Genomic DNA, 17,649 nt, shown 5'->3' with positions numbered 1-17,649 from the left:
CCGGCAGTCACTCCCACTCTTTCAAAATTTGTTGATAAGCTTCCACTGGGTTTGTGGCTTTTGTGATCGATCTTCCCACAACAATCTGTGAAACACCCTGTTCTTTGGCAAAGGCAGGTGTCGCCACACGCTTTTGGTCATCCGTTTGATCATTTGGTAAGCGAATTCCTGGCGTCACAGTGAGAAAGGAAGGAGAGATTTGTTCATGAAGCTGTTTTGATTCATGAACAGAGCACACCACACCATCAAGTCCACTTTCATATGCCAATTGTCCATAATGAAGCACAGCCTCTTGCAATGGGCGGTCAATTAGTAATTCTTTTTTCATCATATCTTCTGACGTGCTTGTCAGCTGGGTCACTGCAATAATAGCCGGGCGATTTTGCCCGGCAGGGGTTCCGCTTTCAAGCCCCTCTACAGCCGCCTGCATCATTCTTTTCCCGCCGGCTGCATGTACATTCACCAAATCAACACCAAGTGCAGCAAGCCTGTTCATCGCTTTTTGCACAGTTGTTGGAATGTCATGAAGCTTCAGATCAAGGAAAATACGGCAATTTTTTTCTTTCAGTGCGTCAATAATGGCAGGACCTTCTTGGTAAAACAGCTCCATGCCGACCTTTACGAATAATGGAGTGCCTTCAAAACGATCTATAAAGGCGTGCGCCTCCTGTCCTGATGGAAAATCAAGCGCGATGATGGGCAAGTGCTTCATGTTTCCAGCTCCTTCCGATGCATTCCTCTACAGATGAATACCCATAAGCCGCTAACACATTCGGCAGTTCATCAATGATTTCCGGGCAAATAAATGGGTTCACAAAATTGGCTGTCCCAACAGCTACCGCACTTGCGCCAGCTAGTAAAAATTCAAGTACATCTTCAGCGCTTTGCACCCCGCCCATCCCAATAATCGGAATAGAAACGGCCTGACTGACCTCATGCACCATTCGGATGGCAACAGGTTTTACAGCAGGACCTGATAATCCGCCTGTTTTATTAGCAAGAATGGGTTTGCCTGTTTTTAAATCTAAACGCATCCCAATCAAGGTATTGATCATGGTGAGTCCATCCGCTCCAGCCGATTCAATCGCTTTAGCAATCTCAACGATATTGGCTACATTAGGTGACAGTTTCACATAAACAGGAACGGAGGAAACTTCCTTAACAGCTTTTGTCAATGTAGCCGCCATTTCTGGATCGGTCCCAAAGGCAATTCCGCCTGTTTTCACATTCGGACACGAGATATTCAGTTCAAGGGCGTGAACATTGCTTGCTTGACTAATTTGCTTTGCTACTTCAACATAATCATCAACTTGTGATCCAGCAACATTGGCAATAATAGGGGTATCGAACTGCTCAAGCCAAGGTAATTCATGTTCAAGCACGCCTTTTAGACCTGGATTTTGGAGACCAATCGCATTCAGCATACCGGCTCCTGTCTCAGCTACCCTCGGTGTCGGGTTGCCAAATCTCGGTTCAAGGGTCGTGGCTTTAATCATGATGCCACCCAGCAAGGAAAGGTCATATAATGATGCGAATTCTTTTCCAAATCCAAAACAGCCTGATGCAGGAATGATTGGATTTTTTAAAGATAAGCCGGGTAATTCGATGTTTAGCATGATAGCGCCACCTCCTCCGCTTTAAAAACAGGTCCATCCAGACAAACTTTAACGTACGGTTTCTCGTGCTGATCGGTATGACAGACACAAGCAAAGCATGCACCGATTCCGCAGCCCATTCGTTCTTCCATTGAAATATAGACAGGCTTATCGGGATAAGAGTCTTTTAGTGCTTTTAACATAGGTGTCGGTCCACAGGAAAGCAAGACATCAAAGTCCAGCTCATTCTCTTCAATGACATTTGTCACGAAACCTTTCGAACCATATGTCCCATCAACGGTTGCGATAAACGTATCTCCGAGTGCTTGAAATTTCTCCTCATAAAATACATCCTTTTTCGATTGAAAACCGAGAACATGTTTTACGATGACGCCTTTTTTCGTTAACCGCTTAGACAGTTCATATAGCGGAGGCACACCGATTCCTCCACCGACTAATAATGCGGTCTGTCCAGCCTGAACGACTGAAGGGTCATAGCCGTTTCCAAGCGGACCTAACACATCGACTGACTCTCCCGCCCGCTTTTGGGAAAGGAGCTTTGTGCCCTCTCCCTCTGCGCGGTAAATGATGGTTGCTTCTTGCTTTTCGGCATGAATGTTGGCAATACTGATCGGTCTTCTCAGCAGCGGTGTCATGGATTCACTGACCTTTATATGAAGAAACTGTCCAGCTGTTTGAAAGGATTCAACAAGATCACCCTTTAATGTCATTTCGTAAATATGATCAGCGATCTCTCGGTTCGAGACGACCGTCAAGTATGCTTTTTTCATATCGTTACTGTCACCTCAGCATTCGTTTTCACTTCTGGCATTTCATCTGCTCTAAATGTCATGCTCTCTAGCACTCTTAAAATCGCTTCCGCTGTATCTAGTGACGTTAAGCAAGCGACACCATTTTCAACAGATTCACGTCTAATTCTAAAGCCGTCTCTTGCTGGCTGTTTTCCTTTTGTTAAGGTGTTGATGACAAATTGGGCTTCACCATTTCGAATGACATCCAGCAGATTCTTTCCTTCTTCTCCTATTTTGCCGACAACACTTGATGGAATGGAAGCTTGTTTTAAGTAATTCGCTGTTCCTTCTGTTGCTAAAATATGATAGCCGATGGAATGGAATCTTCTTGCAATCTCAAGTCCTTCTTCTTTATCTTTATCAGCCACTGTCAGGAGAACCGTTCCGTCTTTTGGAATTTGAATGCCTGATGCAATCAATCCTTTGTAGAGGGCTTTTTCGATTGTGACATCTTTCCCCATGACTTCACCTGTTGATTTCATTTCAGGCCCTAGTGTAATATCTACTCTTCTTAGTTTTGCAAAAGAGAAGACTGGAACTTTAACATATACGCCTTCTTGCTCAACATGAAGCCCTTCTTGGTAGCCATAGTTTTTCAGTTTTTCTCCTAAAATAACCTTTGTAGCTAAGTTCGCCATTGGAATGCCTGTAATTTTACTTAAGAATGGGACAGTCCGGCTTGAACGCGGATTCACTTCAAGTACATACACTTCACCTTTTGATAGAACAAATTGAATGTTCAAAAGCCCAATGATGTTAAGGCCTTTTGCGAGTTTAATCGTGTATTCTGCGATTTTCGCTTTGATGTCCTCAGACAAAGTTTGCGGCGGGTAGACCGCAATGGAGTCTCCAGAGTGAACGCCGGCTCTTTCAATGTGTTCCATAATGCCTGGTATGACAACCGTTTCTCCGTCAGACACAGCATCTACTTCAATTTCTTTTCCTGTCAAATACTTGTCAATGAGCACTGGATGCTGCGGATTGACTTTCACCGCATTCTCCATGTAGTGAAGGAGCTCAGCTTCTTGATACACAATTTCCATTGCACGGCCGCCTAATACATAGGAAGGACGGACAAGCACAGGGTAACCGATTTGATTCGCAATGGCTACTGCCTCTGGTACAGACGTCGCTGTCTTACCATTTGGCTGCGGCACGCCGAGTGTTTCTAATGTTTGTTCAAACTTGTCACGGTTTTCCGCACGGTCAAGGTCTTCAAGCGAAGTTCCAAGAATCTTAACCCCTCTATTTGATAATTCATCTGCTAAGTTAATCGCTGTTTGTCCGCCAAACTGAACGACGACACCTTCTGGCTGTTCAAGGTCGATGATGTGCATCACATCTTCTACAGTGAGTGGTTCAAAGTAGAGCTTATCTGAAATACTAAAGTCTGTTGAGACAGTTTCAGGGTTGTTGTTAATAATAATGGCTTCATAGCCTGCTTGTTTGATTGCCCACACTGAATGCACGGTCGCATAATCAAATTCAACCCCTTGTCCGATTCTGATTGGACCTGAGCCTAGCACGATGACACTTTTCTTATCTGTTCGTTCGGATTCATTTTCATCTTCATATGTGCTGTAGAAATACGGTGTTTCTGATTCAAATTCTGCCGCACATGTGTCCACCATCTTATACACAGGAACGATGCCTGCTTCTGTTCTTAGGTTATAGACATCTGCCTCATTCATATTCCATTCGCGGCTAATATAAATATCTGAGAAACCTTTTTCTTTCGCTTCTTTTAAAACGTCTACATTGCCTTTGTTTTCTTTTAGTGTCTTTTCAAATGCGATGATGCCTTCCAGTTTATGAAGGAAGAAATAATCAATTTTCGAGAATTCATGAATCTGTTCGACGGTATAGCCTCTTCTTAGCGCCTCAGCGATATAAAACAGACGCTCATCTCCTGCTTTGATAATCCGCTTTTCAAGCACTTCGTTTGTAATGTCCGCTTCGTCTTTTAATTCAATGTGATGCACATCCGCTTCAAGTGAACGCACAGCCTTTAAAAGAGACTCTTCTAATGTGCGGCCAATAGCCATGACTTCACCAGTTGCTTTCATTTGTGTTCCAAGTCGTCTGTTGGCAGATTCAAATTTATCGAACGGCCAGCGCGGGATTTTTGAAACAATATAGTCAAGTGCTGGCTCGAACGCTGCATATGTTTTACCTGTGACTGGGTTCATCATTTCATCAAGTGTTAGGCCGACTGCGATTTTCGCTGCAAGTTTTGCAATTGGATATCCAGTTGCTTTAGACGCAAGAGCAGAAGAACGGCTCACGCGCGGGTTTACTTCGATAATATAGTATTGGAAGCTGTCTGGATCAATCGCCAGCTGTACGTTACATCCGCCTTCAATGCCAAGTGCACGAATCAACTTGAGTGACACATTACGAAGCAGCTGATATTCACGATCACTTAGCGTTTGACTTGGTGCCACAACGATACTGTCACCTGTGTGAATGCCGACAGGATCAAAGTTTTCCATGTTACAAACCACAATGGCATGATCTCCGCTGTCACGCATGACCTCATATTCAATTTCTTTAAAGCCTGCGATACTTTTTTCAAGCAAACATTGTGTCACCGGACTTAACTTCAGTCCATTCTCGACGATTTCTTTTAATTCTTGCTCATTTGTACAAATTCCGCCGCCTGTTCCGCCTAGTGTATAGGCTGGTCTAACAATGACCGGGAAACCGATTTGATCTGTGAATGCCATCGCTTCTTCAAGGTTATGGATGATTTCACTTTCTGGTACAGGTTCATTTAATTCATTCATTAGATTACGGAATAAATCTCTGTCCTCTGCTTTTTGAATAGCTGACAGCTTGGTGCCTAGTACTTCAACATCGCATTCAGCGAGTACACCAAGATCTGATAATTCAACAGCAAGGTTCAATCCAGTTTGTCCGCCAAGTGTCGGCAAAATCGCATCAGGACGTTCTTTTCGAATGATTCGTGTTAAAAATTCTGGTGTCAGTGGTTCGATGTATACCTTATCGGCCATTTCTGTATCCGTCATGATCGTCGCAGGGTTAGAGTTCACAAGAACGACTTCATAGCCCTCTTCTTTTAGCGCTAAGCAAGCCTGTGTGCCTGCATAGTCAAACTCCGCTGCCTGACCGATGATGATTGGACCTGAACCGATCACTAAAATCTTTTTGATATCTACGCGTTTTGGCATACTTCTTCCCCTTCTTTCTCAGTTGTATGAATCATGTCCATGAACTCGTCAAATAAGTAGTTCGCATCTTCTGGACCCGGCGATGCTTCTGGGTGATACTGGACAGTGAATGCTGGTGCTTCTTTATGTTTTAATCCTTCAATGGTATTATCATTTAGCGCAATATGTGTGACTTCAAGCACGTCTTCATTAATGGCGCTAACCGTGTAGCCATGGTTTTGAGACGTCAAGGTTACCTTGCCAGTTGCTAGTTCTTTGACTGGATGATTGGATCCTCTATGCCCAAATTTCATTTTTTCTGTACTTGCGCCGCACGCAAGCGCGAATAACTGGTGTCCTAGGCAGATACCAAAGAGTGGTACCTTTCCAATCAGCTGCTGAATCATTTCAACCGCTTCTGGCACATCGACTGGATCCCCAGGTCCGTTTGAAAGCATGATGCCATCTGGTTTTAACTGTAATACTTCATCTGCTGTGATATTGTATGGCACCACAATGACATCACAATCTCGCTTATTGAGTTCGCGCAAAATGCCATGCTTCATGCCGAAATCGACAAGCACAATTCTTTTGCCTCTTCCTGGGCTTGGATACGCATTTTTCACAGATACTTGGCTTACTTGATCTGTTGGTAACTGCATTGTTTGAAGGCGGCTCACAACGTCTTCTACTTGTTCATCCGGTCCTGCAAAAGCTCCTCTTAATGTACCTGCACTTCGAATCATACGCGTGAGCTTGCGTGTATCAATGCCGCTAAGACCCGGGATCTTTTTCATTTTTAAATACTCATCAAGTGAGTATGAAGAACGCCAATTTGAAGGCTTTTCACAAAGCTCTTTCACGATCAGCCCTTTCACAAACGGTGTGATCGATTCAAAATCATCACGGTTAATGCCATAGTTGCCGATCAGCGGGTAAGTGAGTGTGACAATTTGTCCGCAGTACGACGGGTCAGACAAAATTTCTTGATAGCCTGTCATCCCTGTGTTAAAGACGACTTCTCCGACTGACGGTTCTAAGCTGCCAAAGCCTGTTCCTTCGAATACTGTTCCGTTTTCTAGCACTAAGCGTCTCTTCATTTTACTAGTCTCCCCTCTTCATAAACGACTTTCCCAGATGCAAGTGTCATGACCGGCCATCCTGATACAGTCAATTTGTCAAACGGTGTATTTTGCCCTTTAGATAAGAAGCTTTTTTTGTCAATTGCCATTTCTTTGTTTAAATCAATCAGTGTGATATCAGCGATTTGACCTTCTTCCAGCTTTCCGTATGGAAGAGCAAAGGCTTCTGCTGGTTTGATGGTCATATAATCAACAAGTTCTTTTAATGTCCATTCCCCTGTTTTCACAAAACGTGTGTACAGAAGCGGGAACGCTGTTTCAAGTCCGACAATCCCAAATGGTGCCCTCTGCATCGTTTCGTTCTTTTCTTCTTCTGTATGCGGTGCATGGTCTGTGGCAATAAAATCAATCGTGCCATCTAAAAGTCCCTCGATCAGTGCCTCGCGATCTTCTGCTCCTCTGAGCGGCGGATTCATTTTATAGTTTGTGTCAAGACCTGGAATGTCTGCATCACATAAGAGAAGGTGATGTGGAGAGACCTCAGCCGTCACACGAATGCCTGCTTTTTTTGCATCGCGTACCACTCGGACGGATTCCTTTGTACTGATATGACATACATGATAATGACAATTCGCTGCTTCTGCTAAGAGGACATCTCTTGCAATATGCACCGATTCACAAATTGACGGTATCCCATTTAACCCATTTGCTTTTGAAAAGTCTCCTTCATGAACGCATCCTCCATAAATGAGTGAGTTATCTTCACAGTGCGCCACTATGGCTTGATCAAGGCTTGCTGCCTTTTTCATTGCTTCGTACATCATGCCTGCGGTTTGAATACCAACACCGTCATCCGTAAAGGCAAATGCGCCCGCTTCTTTTAACGCTGCAAAGTCTGTCATCTCTTCGCCAATTTGTCTCGTCGTGATGGAAGCGTATGGCAGTACTCTTACAGAGGAGGTCTCTTTGATTCGATTCATCAGCCATTCCATTTGTTCTTTTGTATCTGGAACTGGTCTTGTATTCGGCATCGCTGCAATGGTCGTATACCCACCTCTTGCTGCTGCCTTAGAACCTGTTTCAATAGTTTCTTTTTTCTCGCCGCCTGGCTCTCTTAAATGCACATGCAGATCAATCAAACCTGGTGATACAAATAGCCCTGCTGCATCAATGACTTCTTCTCCGTCTTCTCTTTCTAAGTGACCCATTGCTTGAATCACTTTTCCTTCTACCCTAATATCCTGCTGCACTCTTTCCCCTGTGCTTGTTAAGATAAAACCGTTTTTAATGAGATATGACATAGACAGAATCTCTCCCTTTTTGATGTAGTCTGCTATTTTGAAAAGCTCTTTTTAACACAGCCATTCGGATATACACACCATTTTCCATTTGTTTGAAAATCCTTGACTGTTTTGACTCTACTAATGAATCATCTATTTCAACACCTCTATTTACTGGTGCTGGATGCATAATAATTGCTCTTTCTTTCATTTTGCTTGCCCTGTCTACTGTTAATCCATAAGTCGATAAGTAACCCTCGTTGCCCATCTTTTCTGAGTGTCTTTCATGCTGAATTCTCAGCAGCATCACCACGTCAGACCGCTTCATGGCTTCGTTCACTTCGACATACGTTCCATGAGGGTTTTGTTCATCTTGGAAGGATGCTGGTCCTGAAAAGAGCACTGTCGCTCCTAGTCTTGCGAGGACTTCAGCATTGGACCTTGCCACCCTGCTATGTTTGATATCACCATGAATCGAGATCGTTAATCCTTCAAAACCGCCAAACTCTTCATAAATCGTCATCAAATCCAGCAATGATTGGGTAGGATGCTGACCGCAGCCATCTCCCGCATTAATGATTGGAATCCCGACCTTCCCAATCAGCTCTTTGTAATATTCGTCTGTACTGTCTCTGATGACACATGCCTTGACTCCGATGGATTCAAGTGTTTTCACTGTATCGTAAAGGGTCTCTCCCTTTTGAACAGAGGTACTTGCTGCGTCTAGGTTCAGCACATTCATTCCAAGTTTCTTCTCTGCCACCTCAAAGCTAAAACGCGTTCTTGTACTTGGTTCAAAGAAGAGGTTCGCTACAAATTCACCTGCTAAACCATGTTCCTGTTTCCCTTTTTTCAATGCACATGCTTCTTCAATCAGCTGTAAAATTTCTTCCTTTGACAAGCTGCTCATTGTCGATAAATCATTCATTTTTTCTGCCCCCTCTAGTTTTTCATCACTTTCAGGTTCAAAAAAACCCTAAGCCTCGGCAGCTTAGGGTTCTCCAAAAGAAGCAGGGGTGCTTTCGCACGTTCTGCTCCGTTTAGAACCCTTGTCAGCCTCACTGGACTTCTTTTAAAAGGTTTTCGGTATTCGATTCATTTGACTCATCATCTTCTGCCTTCTGATGCGGCAGAATCATGTTTAACAGGACGCCAGTAATGGCAGCGAGTGCCATTCCTGACAGCGTCAGATTGATTTGTTTCACCTCAATGAATGCCCCGCCAATTCCAATGACTAAGATGACTGATGCGATAATGAGATTGCGCTTTTCTTCAAAGTTCACTTTATGATCAATCAGGATTCGCAGTCCGCTTGAGGCTATGATTCCAAAGAGCAGGAACGAAACGCCCCCCATAACCGCGGACGGTACTGTACTGATTAATGCTGAAATTTTCCCAACAAAGCCGAAGCAGATCGCAAACACCGCTGCTCCGCCGATGACGAAGATACTGAACACTCTTGTGATCGCAAGGACGCCAATGTTCTCTCCATAAGTCGTTGTTGGAGGTCCACCGATGAGTGAAGCGAAGATTGTCGCCGCACTGTCTCCTAAAATGGAGCGATGCAGACCTGGCTTTTTAATAAAATCTTGTCCAACAACTTTGCTTAACACGACTTGATGGCCGATGTGCTCAGACATCGTCACAAAGGCAACCGGCACCATCACTGTGAGAATGCTTAAGGTAACAGCAGGTGTATAGTCGACAAATGGCACAACAAAGTCTGGTACAGCAAACCATTTTGCGTCAATAACCGGCTGGAAGTTCACAATGCCTTGTGTTAAAGCAAAAAGGTAGCCGCTGATAATGCCGATTAAGACTGGAATCAAGCTAAGGAATCCTCTTAGGAAGATCATACTAATAATGGTGACAGCGAGCGTGAAGCCTGCAACCATTAAATGCTTCAGGCTGTAAACAAGCTCCTTTGCATTTGGATCCACGTACATCGCCATGTTAACAGCTGTTCCAGCGAGTCCGAGTCCGATGACCATAATGACGGGTCCTACAACAACAGGCGGCAGAAGCTTCATTAACCAGCCTGTGCCGAGCCATTTGATAAATAATGCGATGAGTGCATATGCCACACCCGCCATAAAGGCACCTACCATTGCGGCTCCTGGGCCGCCGGTGGCTTTTACATTCAAGATAGGGGCGATAAAGGCAAAGGACGATCCAAGATACGCCGGAATCTGTCCTCTTGTGATGATTAAGTACACAATGGTTCCAACCCCGCTTGAGATGAGCGCAACGGCTGGGCTCATATCAATGATCTTTGGTACAAGAATGGTTGCACCAAACATGGCAAACAAGTGCTGCAGGCTGAGTGACAGCCATGTGAACGGTTTTGGGATATCTCGAATGCCTAAATTGGCTTTTTGCTGACTCATGATTTTCCTCCTAGATGTGTCCTTTTCATTAAAAAAGCCTCTTTGCGAGTATGCGCAAAGAGGCCTAGAAAAACCGTACACGTCACTTTAGTCGTGTGCTCGGTGTCTCTGTTATTGCCCTCTTTGCAAACTCTCTGGAATGCATTTAAAAAGGTTATTTTTCATATATAGCGACAAGGTCGTTTTGATCTACTTCATTGAGCTGAACCATGACTGTCTCTGCTTTTGATGTCGGGATGTTTTTTCCGATATAATCCGCTCGAATCGGCAGCTCCCGGTGTCCCCGGTCGACTAAAACAGCCAGCTGAATGGAAGATGGTCTTCCTACATCCACAAGCGCATCCATAGCTGCTCTCACCGTTCTGCCTGTGAACAGAACATCATCCACGACAATGAGTGTTTTGTCATTAATGTCAGCTGGAATGTCTGCACCCTTGACAAGTGGGTCTTGATTCTCTGTCTTTTTTGTCAGGTCATCACGGTATAGCGTAATATCCAGTTCACCCACAGTCACGGGGTTTCCTTCAATTTGCTCGATGCGCTCTGCAAGGCGCTTTGCAAGATGAATACCTCTTGTCTTGATCCCGGCCAGGATGACATCCTTCATCCCTTTGTTGCGCTCAATCATTTCATGTGCAATACGGGTAAGCGCTCGTCTTATCGCTTGTTCATCAAGAATAACTGCTTTTTGTTCCATCTTTTACACCTCTTTTTGACAAATAAAAAGCCCCTTCTGCAAAGGGCAGAGAGGGGCGCTCATTTGTGCATACTCGTGCACAAATTGATCCGTTATCCTTCTCAGCCTCTCTGGACTGTTTTAAAGAATCTCAATTTCTTCGTTTATTATTTCAAAAAAAGAACGGCCTGTCAATCGTTATTTCTTAATGAATCGATAAAAGCTTGCATATCAGCTGGAATTGGAGCTGTAAACTCCATATATTCTCCTGTTCTAGGGTGATCAAATCCTAACACGCCTGCATGCAGCAGTTGTCCATTGAAATCAACGGTTTTTCTCGGGCCATATTTTGGATCTCCGGCAAGAGGATAACCAATGTATTTCATATGAACACGAATTTGGTGGGTTCTTCCTGTTTCAAGGCGGCATTCTACAACGGTAAAGTCTTTAAAGCGCTCCATCACATCAAAATGAGTGACTGCCTGCTTTGCATTTTCTTTTGTGACCGTCATGCTTTGGCGATCTTTTTTGTCTCGACCAATTGGTGCATCAATCGTTCCAGTATCATGCTGAATGATGCCATGAACAACGGCTGTGTATTTTCTAGTGACCGTTTTCGCCACCAGCTGATTGACGAGTGATTCATGCGCCATATCATTTTTTGCGACCATTAAAAGCCCTGAAGTATCTTTATCAATCCGGTGGACAATTCCTGGTCTCATCACACCATTAATGCCTGACAAATCATTGCAATGAGCCATGAGGCCATTGACAAGAGTACCTGTCACATGTCCTGGTGCTGGATGAACGACCATTCCTCTTGGTTTATTGACCACTAGTACATCTTCATCCTCATAATAAATATCAAGATCCATTGATTCCGCTTCTACATCTAGTGCTTCTGGATCTGGAATCTCTACTTTGATTTGATCTCCAGCTTGTACTTTATAATTGGCCTTCACTTGTTTTCCATTTACTTCGATGAGACCATCTTTCACCCACTGCTGGACTTGGGTTCTTGACCATTCTGGTTCAGTTGTGCTTAAAAATTTATCAAGCCGTTCACTCGTTTGTTCTTCTGAAACGGCAATGTTTACTTGATTCATGTAGTTGACTCCTTATTTTTCTTTCCATCTAACAGCATTTGAATAAAGAGCAGAATGACCCCCACACATAGAGAGGAATCTGCGATATTAAAGATTGGATAATGATAATCCCCAAATACGAAATGAGCAAAATCAACCACTTCTTGACGGAAAATACGGTCAATAAAGTTTCCAATCGCTCCGCCAAGCATTAAGGCAAGCGCTACGCCAAGTAGCTTGTCCTTTTGTCCATGTTTTTGCAAATAATAAACAATTCCTGCAATAACAACGAGTGTGATCACATAGAAAAACCACATTTGTCCTTGGAGAATCCCCCATGCGGCTCCTGAATTTCGGTGGGATGTGATGTAAAAGAAGCCATCAATCACAGGAATAGAATCACCGAGCATCATATGTTTGACAATGAGCCATTTTGTTAATTGATCTAAACAAATTATCACGAATGCGATTATGTAATAGAACACACACGTTCCTCCATCTTCATACTTTGGTCTTTATGCATTTTATCAAGAAAACAGGAAGGAGTAAAGAAACTTTAGTTGACAGACAAAAACCTCCCTACATGTGGAAGGCTTCAAAATGAGAATCGTTTGATTCATAAGGATAAGGGGTGAATGCTTTTTTCTCGTATTGCTTATGATATAAAAAGTCGTCAGTCGTACGAGCTGTCGGAAGAATACTCATTTGTTCAATGGGCATTGTATGCCCTGTCGCCTCACATATGCCATAAGTTCCTTGTTCAATTTTTGCAATCGCGAGCGAAACATCTTGCAGTTCTTCTTTGATGTGATAAAGAAGCGTGGTCGTTTTTGCTTGATCGAACGTGACATGTTCAGCGGGTGAACGCAATGATGCATATTCAAACAGTTTCGATTGCAGTTCTTCTCTCATTTGAAGGAGTTCCATGTAAATCGTCTCTAGATCGCCATTCATGTCGCTGTTTCAACTCCTGCCCTGTCGTAATAATCATATTGTTGCCCCGCCTGTTCACTTTAAAGCCATAAGATTTTTCCTTTCGTTCTAAACGCTGTCATTTTCTCTATATCAAAAACGCCCCGCTATATGCGGGGCGCTAGTTGGTGATATCACGCTGTTAATTCTGGTAATATTTCTCCACGATTTCAGCATTTTTGAGCGACAATGTTGGGTATTTTGGATTTGCGCCAACATCTTTTGAAATAATGCGGGAGCGTTCGCACAGTTCGCCTTCTGCTTTTTGAACAACAATACGTCCTGATGTGTATTCAGGCGCTGATGCGTCTGCATGCTTCTCATCTTCTACTGTTAACTCAGAAATGATAAAGAGCTGCTTCACATCTTCTTTAATGGATGCAAGAAGGTTTTTCACTTCCTCTGTTGCATAAACGGTCACACTCGCTTCAAGTGAACGTCCGATGACTTTCTCATTACGCGCAATTTCCAGCGCTTTTAGCACATCGTCACGTACTTCCATAAAGCGGTCAAACTTCACTTCTGTCGCTTCTGCTTGAGGAACAGCTACACCTTCTGGCATATCTGTTAACTGAACACTTGGCTCTTCAACAAAGCTTAAGTGGCTCCATAGTTCATCTGCTGTATGCGGAAGAATTGGTGCTGTGAGCTTCACTAACGCCATTAATGTTTCATAGAAAACCGTTTGCATGCTGCGGCGGTCTGGATGATCCGCATGCTCAATGTATACCACATCTTTTGCAAAATCGAGATAGAAAGAGCTAAGCTCAATCGTACAGAAATTGTGGATGGCATGATAGACAACCGCAAATTCGTAATCATCATAAGCTTTTTTCACTTTATCAATCAATTTGTTTAATTTGATTAAGATATATTGATCCACTTCGCGAAGCTCTTCGACTGGTACTGCATTGACTGCTGGATCAAAGTCAAACAGGTTACCATGCAAGAAGCGGAACGTGTTACGGATTTTACGATAAACTTCTGCGACTTGTTTTAAAATGTCGTCAGACACTGGATGATCGGCTTGATAGTTGACAGAAGATACCCAAAGTCTAAGAATCTCCGCACCAAGCTGCTTCGCTACTTTCGTCGGATCAATCGTATTTCCTAATGATTTACTCATCTTGCGTCCTTCTTTATCAAGCGTAAAGCCATGGCTGAGAACACCTTTATATGGCGCTTTTCCAGTGACTGCAACTGCTGTAGATAAAGATGAGTTAAACCAGCCGCGATATTGATCAGAACCTTCAAGGTAAAGGTCTGCCGGACGAACCAGGTCATCTCGTTCTTCTAATACCGCTTGGTGAGAAGAACCAGAATCAAACCATACATCCATGATATCTTGCTCTTTTGTAAATTCACCGTTCGGGCTGCCTGGATGTGTAAAGCCTTCAGGCAATAATTCTTTTGCTTCTTTTTCAAACCAAATATTCGAGCCATGTTCTCTAAATAATTGAGAGACGTGCTGAATCGTTTCATCTGTGATGATTGGCTCACCATTTTCAGCATAGAAGACTGGGATTGGAACGCCCCATACACGCTGTCTTGAAATGCACCAGTCACCTCTGTCACGCACCATATTGAACAGGCGCGTTTCGCCCCAAGCTGGAACCCATTTCGTTTCTTTAATATTATCTAATAGCGCTTCTCTGAAATCTTTAATGGAAGCAAACCACTGAGCAGTTGCACGATAAATTGTTGGTTTTTTCGTTCTCCAGTCATGCGGATAGGAGTGCGTGATAAAGTCGAGCTTTTTCAATGCGCCTTTTGCTTCAAGCTGTTCTGTGATGGCTTTATTGGCATCCTCGTAGAATAGTCCTTCAAAACCAGGTGCTTCTTCTGTCATCACACCTTTTTCATCTACTGGACATAACACATCAAGACCGTACTTCATACTTACGATAAAGTCATCTTCCCCGTGACCTGGCGCTGTGTGAACACAGCCTGTTCCTGCATCTGTTGTGACGTGATCGCCAAGCATCACAAGAGAATCTCTATCGTAAATTGGATGTGCTGCAACGACCTTATCTAATTCTTTACCTTTTAAGGTTTTCACAACTTCGTACTCTTCAAAGCCAAGTGTTTTTGCCACTTGTTCAACTAGCTCAGATGCGATGACATATCGCTCAGCACCCACTTGAAGCACACTGTACTCTAGGTTTGGATGTACACAAATGCCAAGGTTTGCAGGAAGTGTCCAAGGTGTTGTTGTCCAGATGATGAACTGCTCGCCGTTTTCAAGTACGCCTTTGCCATCTTTCACTTTAAATGATACGTAAATCGATGGTGAACGTTTGTCCTTGTATTCAATTTCTGCTTCAGCAAGTGCTGATTCACTTGATGGAGACCAGTTAACTGGCTTAAGACCTTTGTAAATATAGCCTCTTTTCGCCATTTCACCAAAGACAAGAATTTGCTGCGCTTCGTATTCAGGCTTCAATGTCACATATGGATTATCCCAGTCTGCTCTTACGCCCAAACGTTTAAACTGATTGCGCTGACCTTCGATTTGTTTCCATGCATACTCCTCACATAGTTTACGGAATTCTGCTGTCGACATTTCTTTGCGTTTGACTTTTTTATTTTTCGTAAGGGCTGTTTCAATCGGTAAGCCATGTGTATCCCAGCCCGGTACGTACGGTGCATGGAATCCATTCATTGATTTAAAACGGACAATAAAATCTTTGAGGATTTTATTGAGTGCGTGCCCCATATGAATGTCACCATTCGCATATGGAGGTCCATCATGCAAAATAAAGGTCGGGCGTCCTTTTGTCCGCTCTAAAACCATTTGATAGATGTCTTTTTCTGCCCACTCCTCTTGGATTTCAGGCTCTTTGTTCGGCAAGTTCCCTCTCATCGGGAATTCTGTTTTTGGCATTAATAAGGTGTCTTTGTAGTTCATACCTATTCCTCCACATGCAAATTCGTATTAAAAAACAATAAAAAAAGCCCTCTCATCCCATAAGGGACGAGAAGGCTTGTCTCGCGGTACCACCCTTTTAGACAAGCGCTTTGAAATTGCCGCTTATCCACTCTAAAATCGTAACGTGATCTGACGCCTTTTCTTACTCATTCATTTCAGAAAAGGAACTAAAGGGGTGATCTCATTGCAGCGTTTCGTAATGTCAGGCTTCCACCGTCCCTGATTCGCTTTATTACGCATGTAACCGCTGCGAGTGTCCCTTTCAAACGTTTATCTCTTGTTAATTTATGATGGTATTATATGCAACATGAGCACGTCATGTCAAGGTGATGCGCTTATTCTTTTTCGTCAAAGACAGCGTCAACTTCATATTCCAGCAAATGATCCCAATCATCATTTTTCAGAAGATCAAGCTGAGCTTCGATGAGCATTTGGAAACGAGTTCTAAAGACTTTCGACTGTTTCTTGAGCTCTTCGATTTCCATTGCAATCTTTCTTGATTTTGATAACGCTTCGTTGATAATACGGTCTGCATTTTTCTCAGCTTCACGAATGATCAATTTCGCTTCTTTATCAGAATGACGCTTCACGTCTTCTGCTGCTTCTTGCGCCACAAGAATGGATTTGTTTAATGTTTCTTCAATTGTTGCAAAATGGCCTAGTCTTTCATCAAGCTCGTTGACTTTGTCTTCAAGCTCGTTCTTTTTGCGAAGTACGATCTCGTAATCTTTACGTACTTGGCTTAAAAACTCATTTACTTCATCTTCGTCATAGCCGCGAAAACTTTTTGTGAACGTTTTATTATGAATATCATTAGGTGTTAATGGCACTCTTGCCACCTCCAGATTCAAATTCGTTATGTCAGAAGCTCAAATGTTACTTTGAATTTATCTTTTTTCGTCTTCCCATCAATTGTTTTTAAGCTAAAGCGGCCAAATCCCCTGACAGAGAGCTGATCACCTTCACCAATTGTAAAGGAAGGGTCTTCAGTGACTTTCCAGTTTACTTTGACAAGACCATTTTTGACCAAAAGCTGTGCTTTTTGCCGAGACTGACGGCTGACAGCAGCACATACAGCGTCAAGCCGCAGTGAAGAAATCGTATCTTCTTTGATATCGGTTTTGCTGATGACTGGCTGAAGATCTGCCTTGCTGATTTCCTCTAATGAAACAGATGCTCTGCCGACATGCGTCAGCTGAGCCCGAACAAAATCGGCAACATCGCTTGTACAAATAAATTGCACGCTGTCCTCTGAAAACAACAAATCACCGAATTTTTGACGCTTCAGGCCTGTCCCAATGAGCGAACCGAGAAGGTTGGGGTGTTCTATCGAAATAAACTTTTTCGCATAGTTCACCTGAAAATAAGTCAGTTCAAAATCCTGTATGGTCGGTGCTAAATAGTCAGGATAGATCAAAGCCCTTTTCCGCTCTGCTTCCTCATACCCGCCAAAAAACATGAGACCCAGTTCATCAGAATGCTGAATCACGGACTGGGTAATGAACTGCTCACGCGGATCAAGAAAGTCTGTTAATTTCATTCGATATTGTTCGAGTGCGATGTTTTTCCAGCCTAATACTTGGTCGACAAATGGCTGTTCGTCTTTTCTAAAATGTTGATAAATATCGCTCATTTTGTTCCCCTTTTATGTAAAAGAGCCT

Annotated in this window: 15 protein-coding genes; all 15 read right to left on the bottom strand. The window is 43.3% G+C overall.

Annotated features, from left to right (window positions below; all coding sequences use genetic code 11):
- Positions 1–7: 7 nt before the first annotated feature.
- The 15 genes from pyrF to NSQ52_RS07590 all read right to left on the bottom strand — a co-directional run bounded on the left by pyrF (position 8) and on the right by NSQ52_RS07590 (position 17,621).
- A complete protein-coding gene (gene pyrF, locus NSQ52_RS07660) occupies positions 8–712 on the bottom strand; it encodes an orotidine-5'-phosphate decarboxylase (RefSeq protein ID WP_041507326.1) in 705 nt (234 codons plus the stop codon).
- On the bottom strand, positions 684–1,616 hold the full coding sequence (locus NSQ52_RS07655) for a dihydroorotate dehydrogenase (RefSeq protein ID WP_017359348.1): 933 nt from the start codon (positions 1,614–1,616) through the stop codon (positions 684–686). Before NSQ52_RS07655 ends, pyrF begins: the two co-directional genes overlap by 29 nt.
- On the bottom strand, positions 1,610–2,386 hold the full coding sequence (locus NSQ52_RS07650; protein ID WP_007499709.1) for a dihydroorotate dehydrogenase electron transfer subunit: 777 nt from the start codon (positions 2,384–2,386) through the stop codon (positions 1,610–1,612). The genes NSQ52_RS07655 and NSQ52_RS07650 overlap by 7 nt, the downstream gene beginning before the upstream one ends.
- Positions 2,383–5,598: a carbamoyl-phosphate synthase (glutamine-hydrolyzing) large subunit gene (gene carB / locus NSQ52_RS07645; RefSeq protein ID WP_342474037.1), complete on the bottom strand. Its 3,216-nt coding sequence runs from the start codon at positions 5,596–5,598 to the stop codon at positions 2,383–2,385. The genes NSQ52_RS07650 and carB overlap by 4 nt, the downstream gene beginning before the upstream one ends.
- Entirely contained in the window at positions 5,583–6,677 is a 1,095-nt protein-coding gene (locus NSQ52_RS07640; protein WP_110487253.1) for a carbamoyl phosphate synthase small subunit, read from the bottom strand. Before NSQ52_RS07640 ends, carB begins: the two co-directional genes overlap by 16 nt.
- The gene (locus NSQ52_RS07635; RefSeq protein ID WP_035392124.1) at positions 6,674–7,960 is read right to left on the bottom strand and encodes a dihydroorotase; all 1,287 of its coding nucleotides are present in this window, start codon (positions 7,958–7,960) and stop codon (positions 6,674–6,676) included. The genes NSQ52_RS07640 and NSQ52_RS07635 overlap by 4 nt, the downstream gene beginning before the upstream one ends.
- Positions 7,944–8,867: an aspartate carbamoyltransferase catalytic subunit gene (locus tag NSQ52_RS07630; RefSeq protein WP_342474036.1), complete on the bottom strand. Its 924-nt coding sequence runs from the start codon at positions 8,865–8,867 to the stop codon at positions 7,944–7,946. The genes NSQ52_RS07635 and NSQ52_RS07630 overlap by 17 nt, the downstream gene beginning before the upstream one ends.
- Positions 8,868–8,997: 130 nt before the next feature.
- Positions 8,998–10,326 carry a solute carrier family 23 protein gene (locus NSQ52_RS07625; RefSeq protein ID WP_024720322.1) on the bottom strand — a complete coding sequence of 443 codons (1,329 nt, stop codon included), beginning with the start codon at positions 10,324–10,326 and terminating at the stop codon, positions 8,998–9,000.
- A 154-nt stretch (positions 10,327–10,480) separates the two neighbouring features.
- Positions 10,481–11,023, bottom strand: coding sequence for a bifunctional pyr operon transcriptional regulator/uracil phosphoribosyltransferase PyrR (pyrR, locus tag NSQ52_RS07620; protein ID WP_007499718.1), 543 nt, complete (start codon positions 11,021–11,023; stop codon positions 10,481–10,483).
- Between the two features lie 170 nt (positions 11,024–11,193).
- Positions 11,194–12,108 carry an RluA family pseudouridine synthase gene (locus NSQ52_RS07615; RefSeq protein WP_024720321.1) on the bottom strand — a complete coding sequence of 305 codons (915 nt, stop codon included), beginning with the start codon at positions 12,106–12,108 and terminating at the stop codon, positions 11,194–11,196.
- A complete protein-coding gene (gene lspA / locus NSQ52_RS07610; protein WP_008344942.1) occupies positions 12,105–12,572 on the bottom strand; it encodes a signal peptidase II in 468 nt (155 codons plus the stop codon). The genes NSQ52_RS07615 and lspA overlap by 4 nt, the downstream gene beginning before the upstream one ends.
- A gap of 94 nt (positions 12,573–12,666) precedes the next feature.
- On the bottom strand, positions 12,667–13,041 hold the full coding sequence (locus NSQ52_RS07605; protein ID WP_008344944.1) for a hypothetical protein: 375 nt from the start codon (positions 13,039–13,041) through the stop codon (positions 12,667–12,669).
- Between the two features lie 160 nt (positions 13,042–13,201).
- Positions 13,202–15,967 (bottom strand): isoleucine--tRNA ligase, encoded by a 2,766-nt coding sequence (gene ileS, locus NSQ52_RS07600; protein WP_135008928.1) that lies wholly within the window; start codon positions 15,965–15,967, stop codon positions 13,202–13,204.
- A gap of 356 nt (positions 15,968–16,323) precedes the next feature.
- Positions 16,324–16,818 carry a DivIVA domain-containing protein gene (locus NSQ52_RS07595; protein ID WP_008344947.1) on the bottom strand — a complete coding sequence of 165 codons (495 nt, stop codon included), beginning with the start codon at positions 16,816–16,818 and terminating at the stop codon, positions 16,324–16,326.
- A 26-nt stretch (positions 16,819–16,844) separates the two neighbouring features.
- Positions 16,845–17,621, bottom strand: coding sequence for an RNA-binding protein (locus NSQ52_RS07590; protein WP_135008929.1), 777 nt, complete (start codon positions 17,619–17,621; stop codon positions 16,845–16,847).
- Positions 17,622–17,649 lie beyond the last annotated feature (28 nt).

The sequence above is a fragment of the Bacillus sp. FSL W8-1141 genome (assembly GCF_038593205.1).
GTDB classification, from domain to species: Bacteria; Bacillota; Bacilli; order Bacillales; family Bacillaceae; genus Bacillus; species Bacillus altitudinis.
The sequence above is the reverse complement of the archived record's forward strand: the minus strand, read 5'-3'. Positions and strand labels throughout refer to the sequence as shown.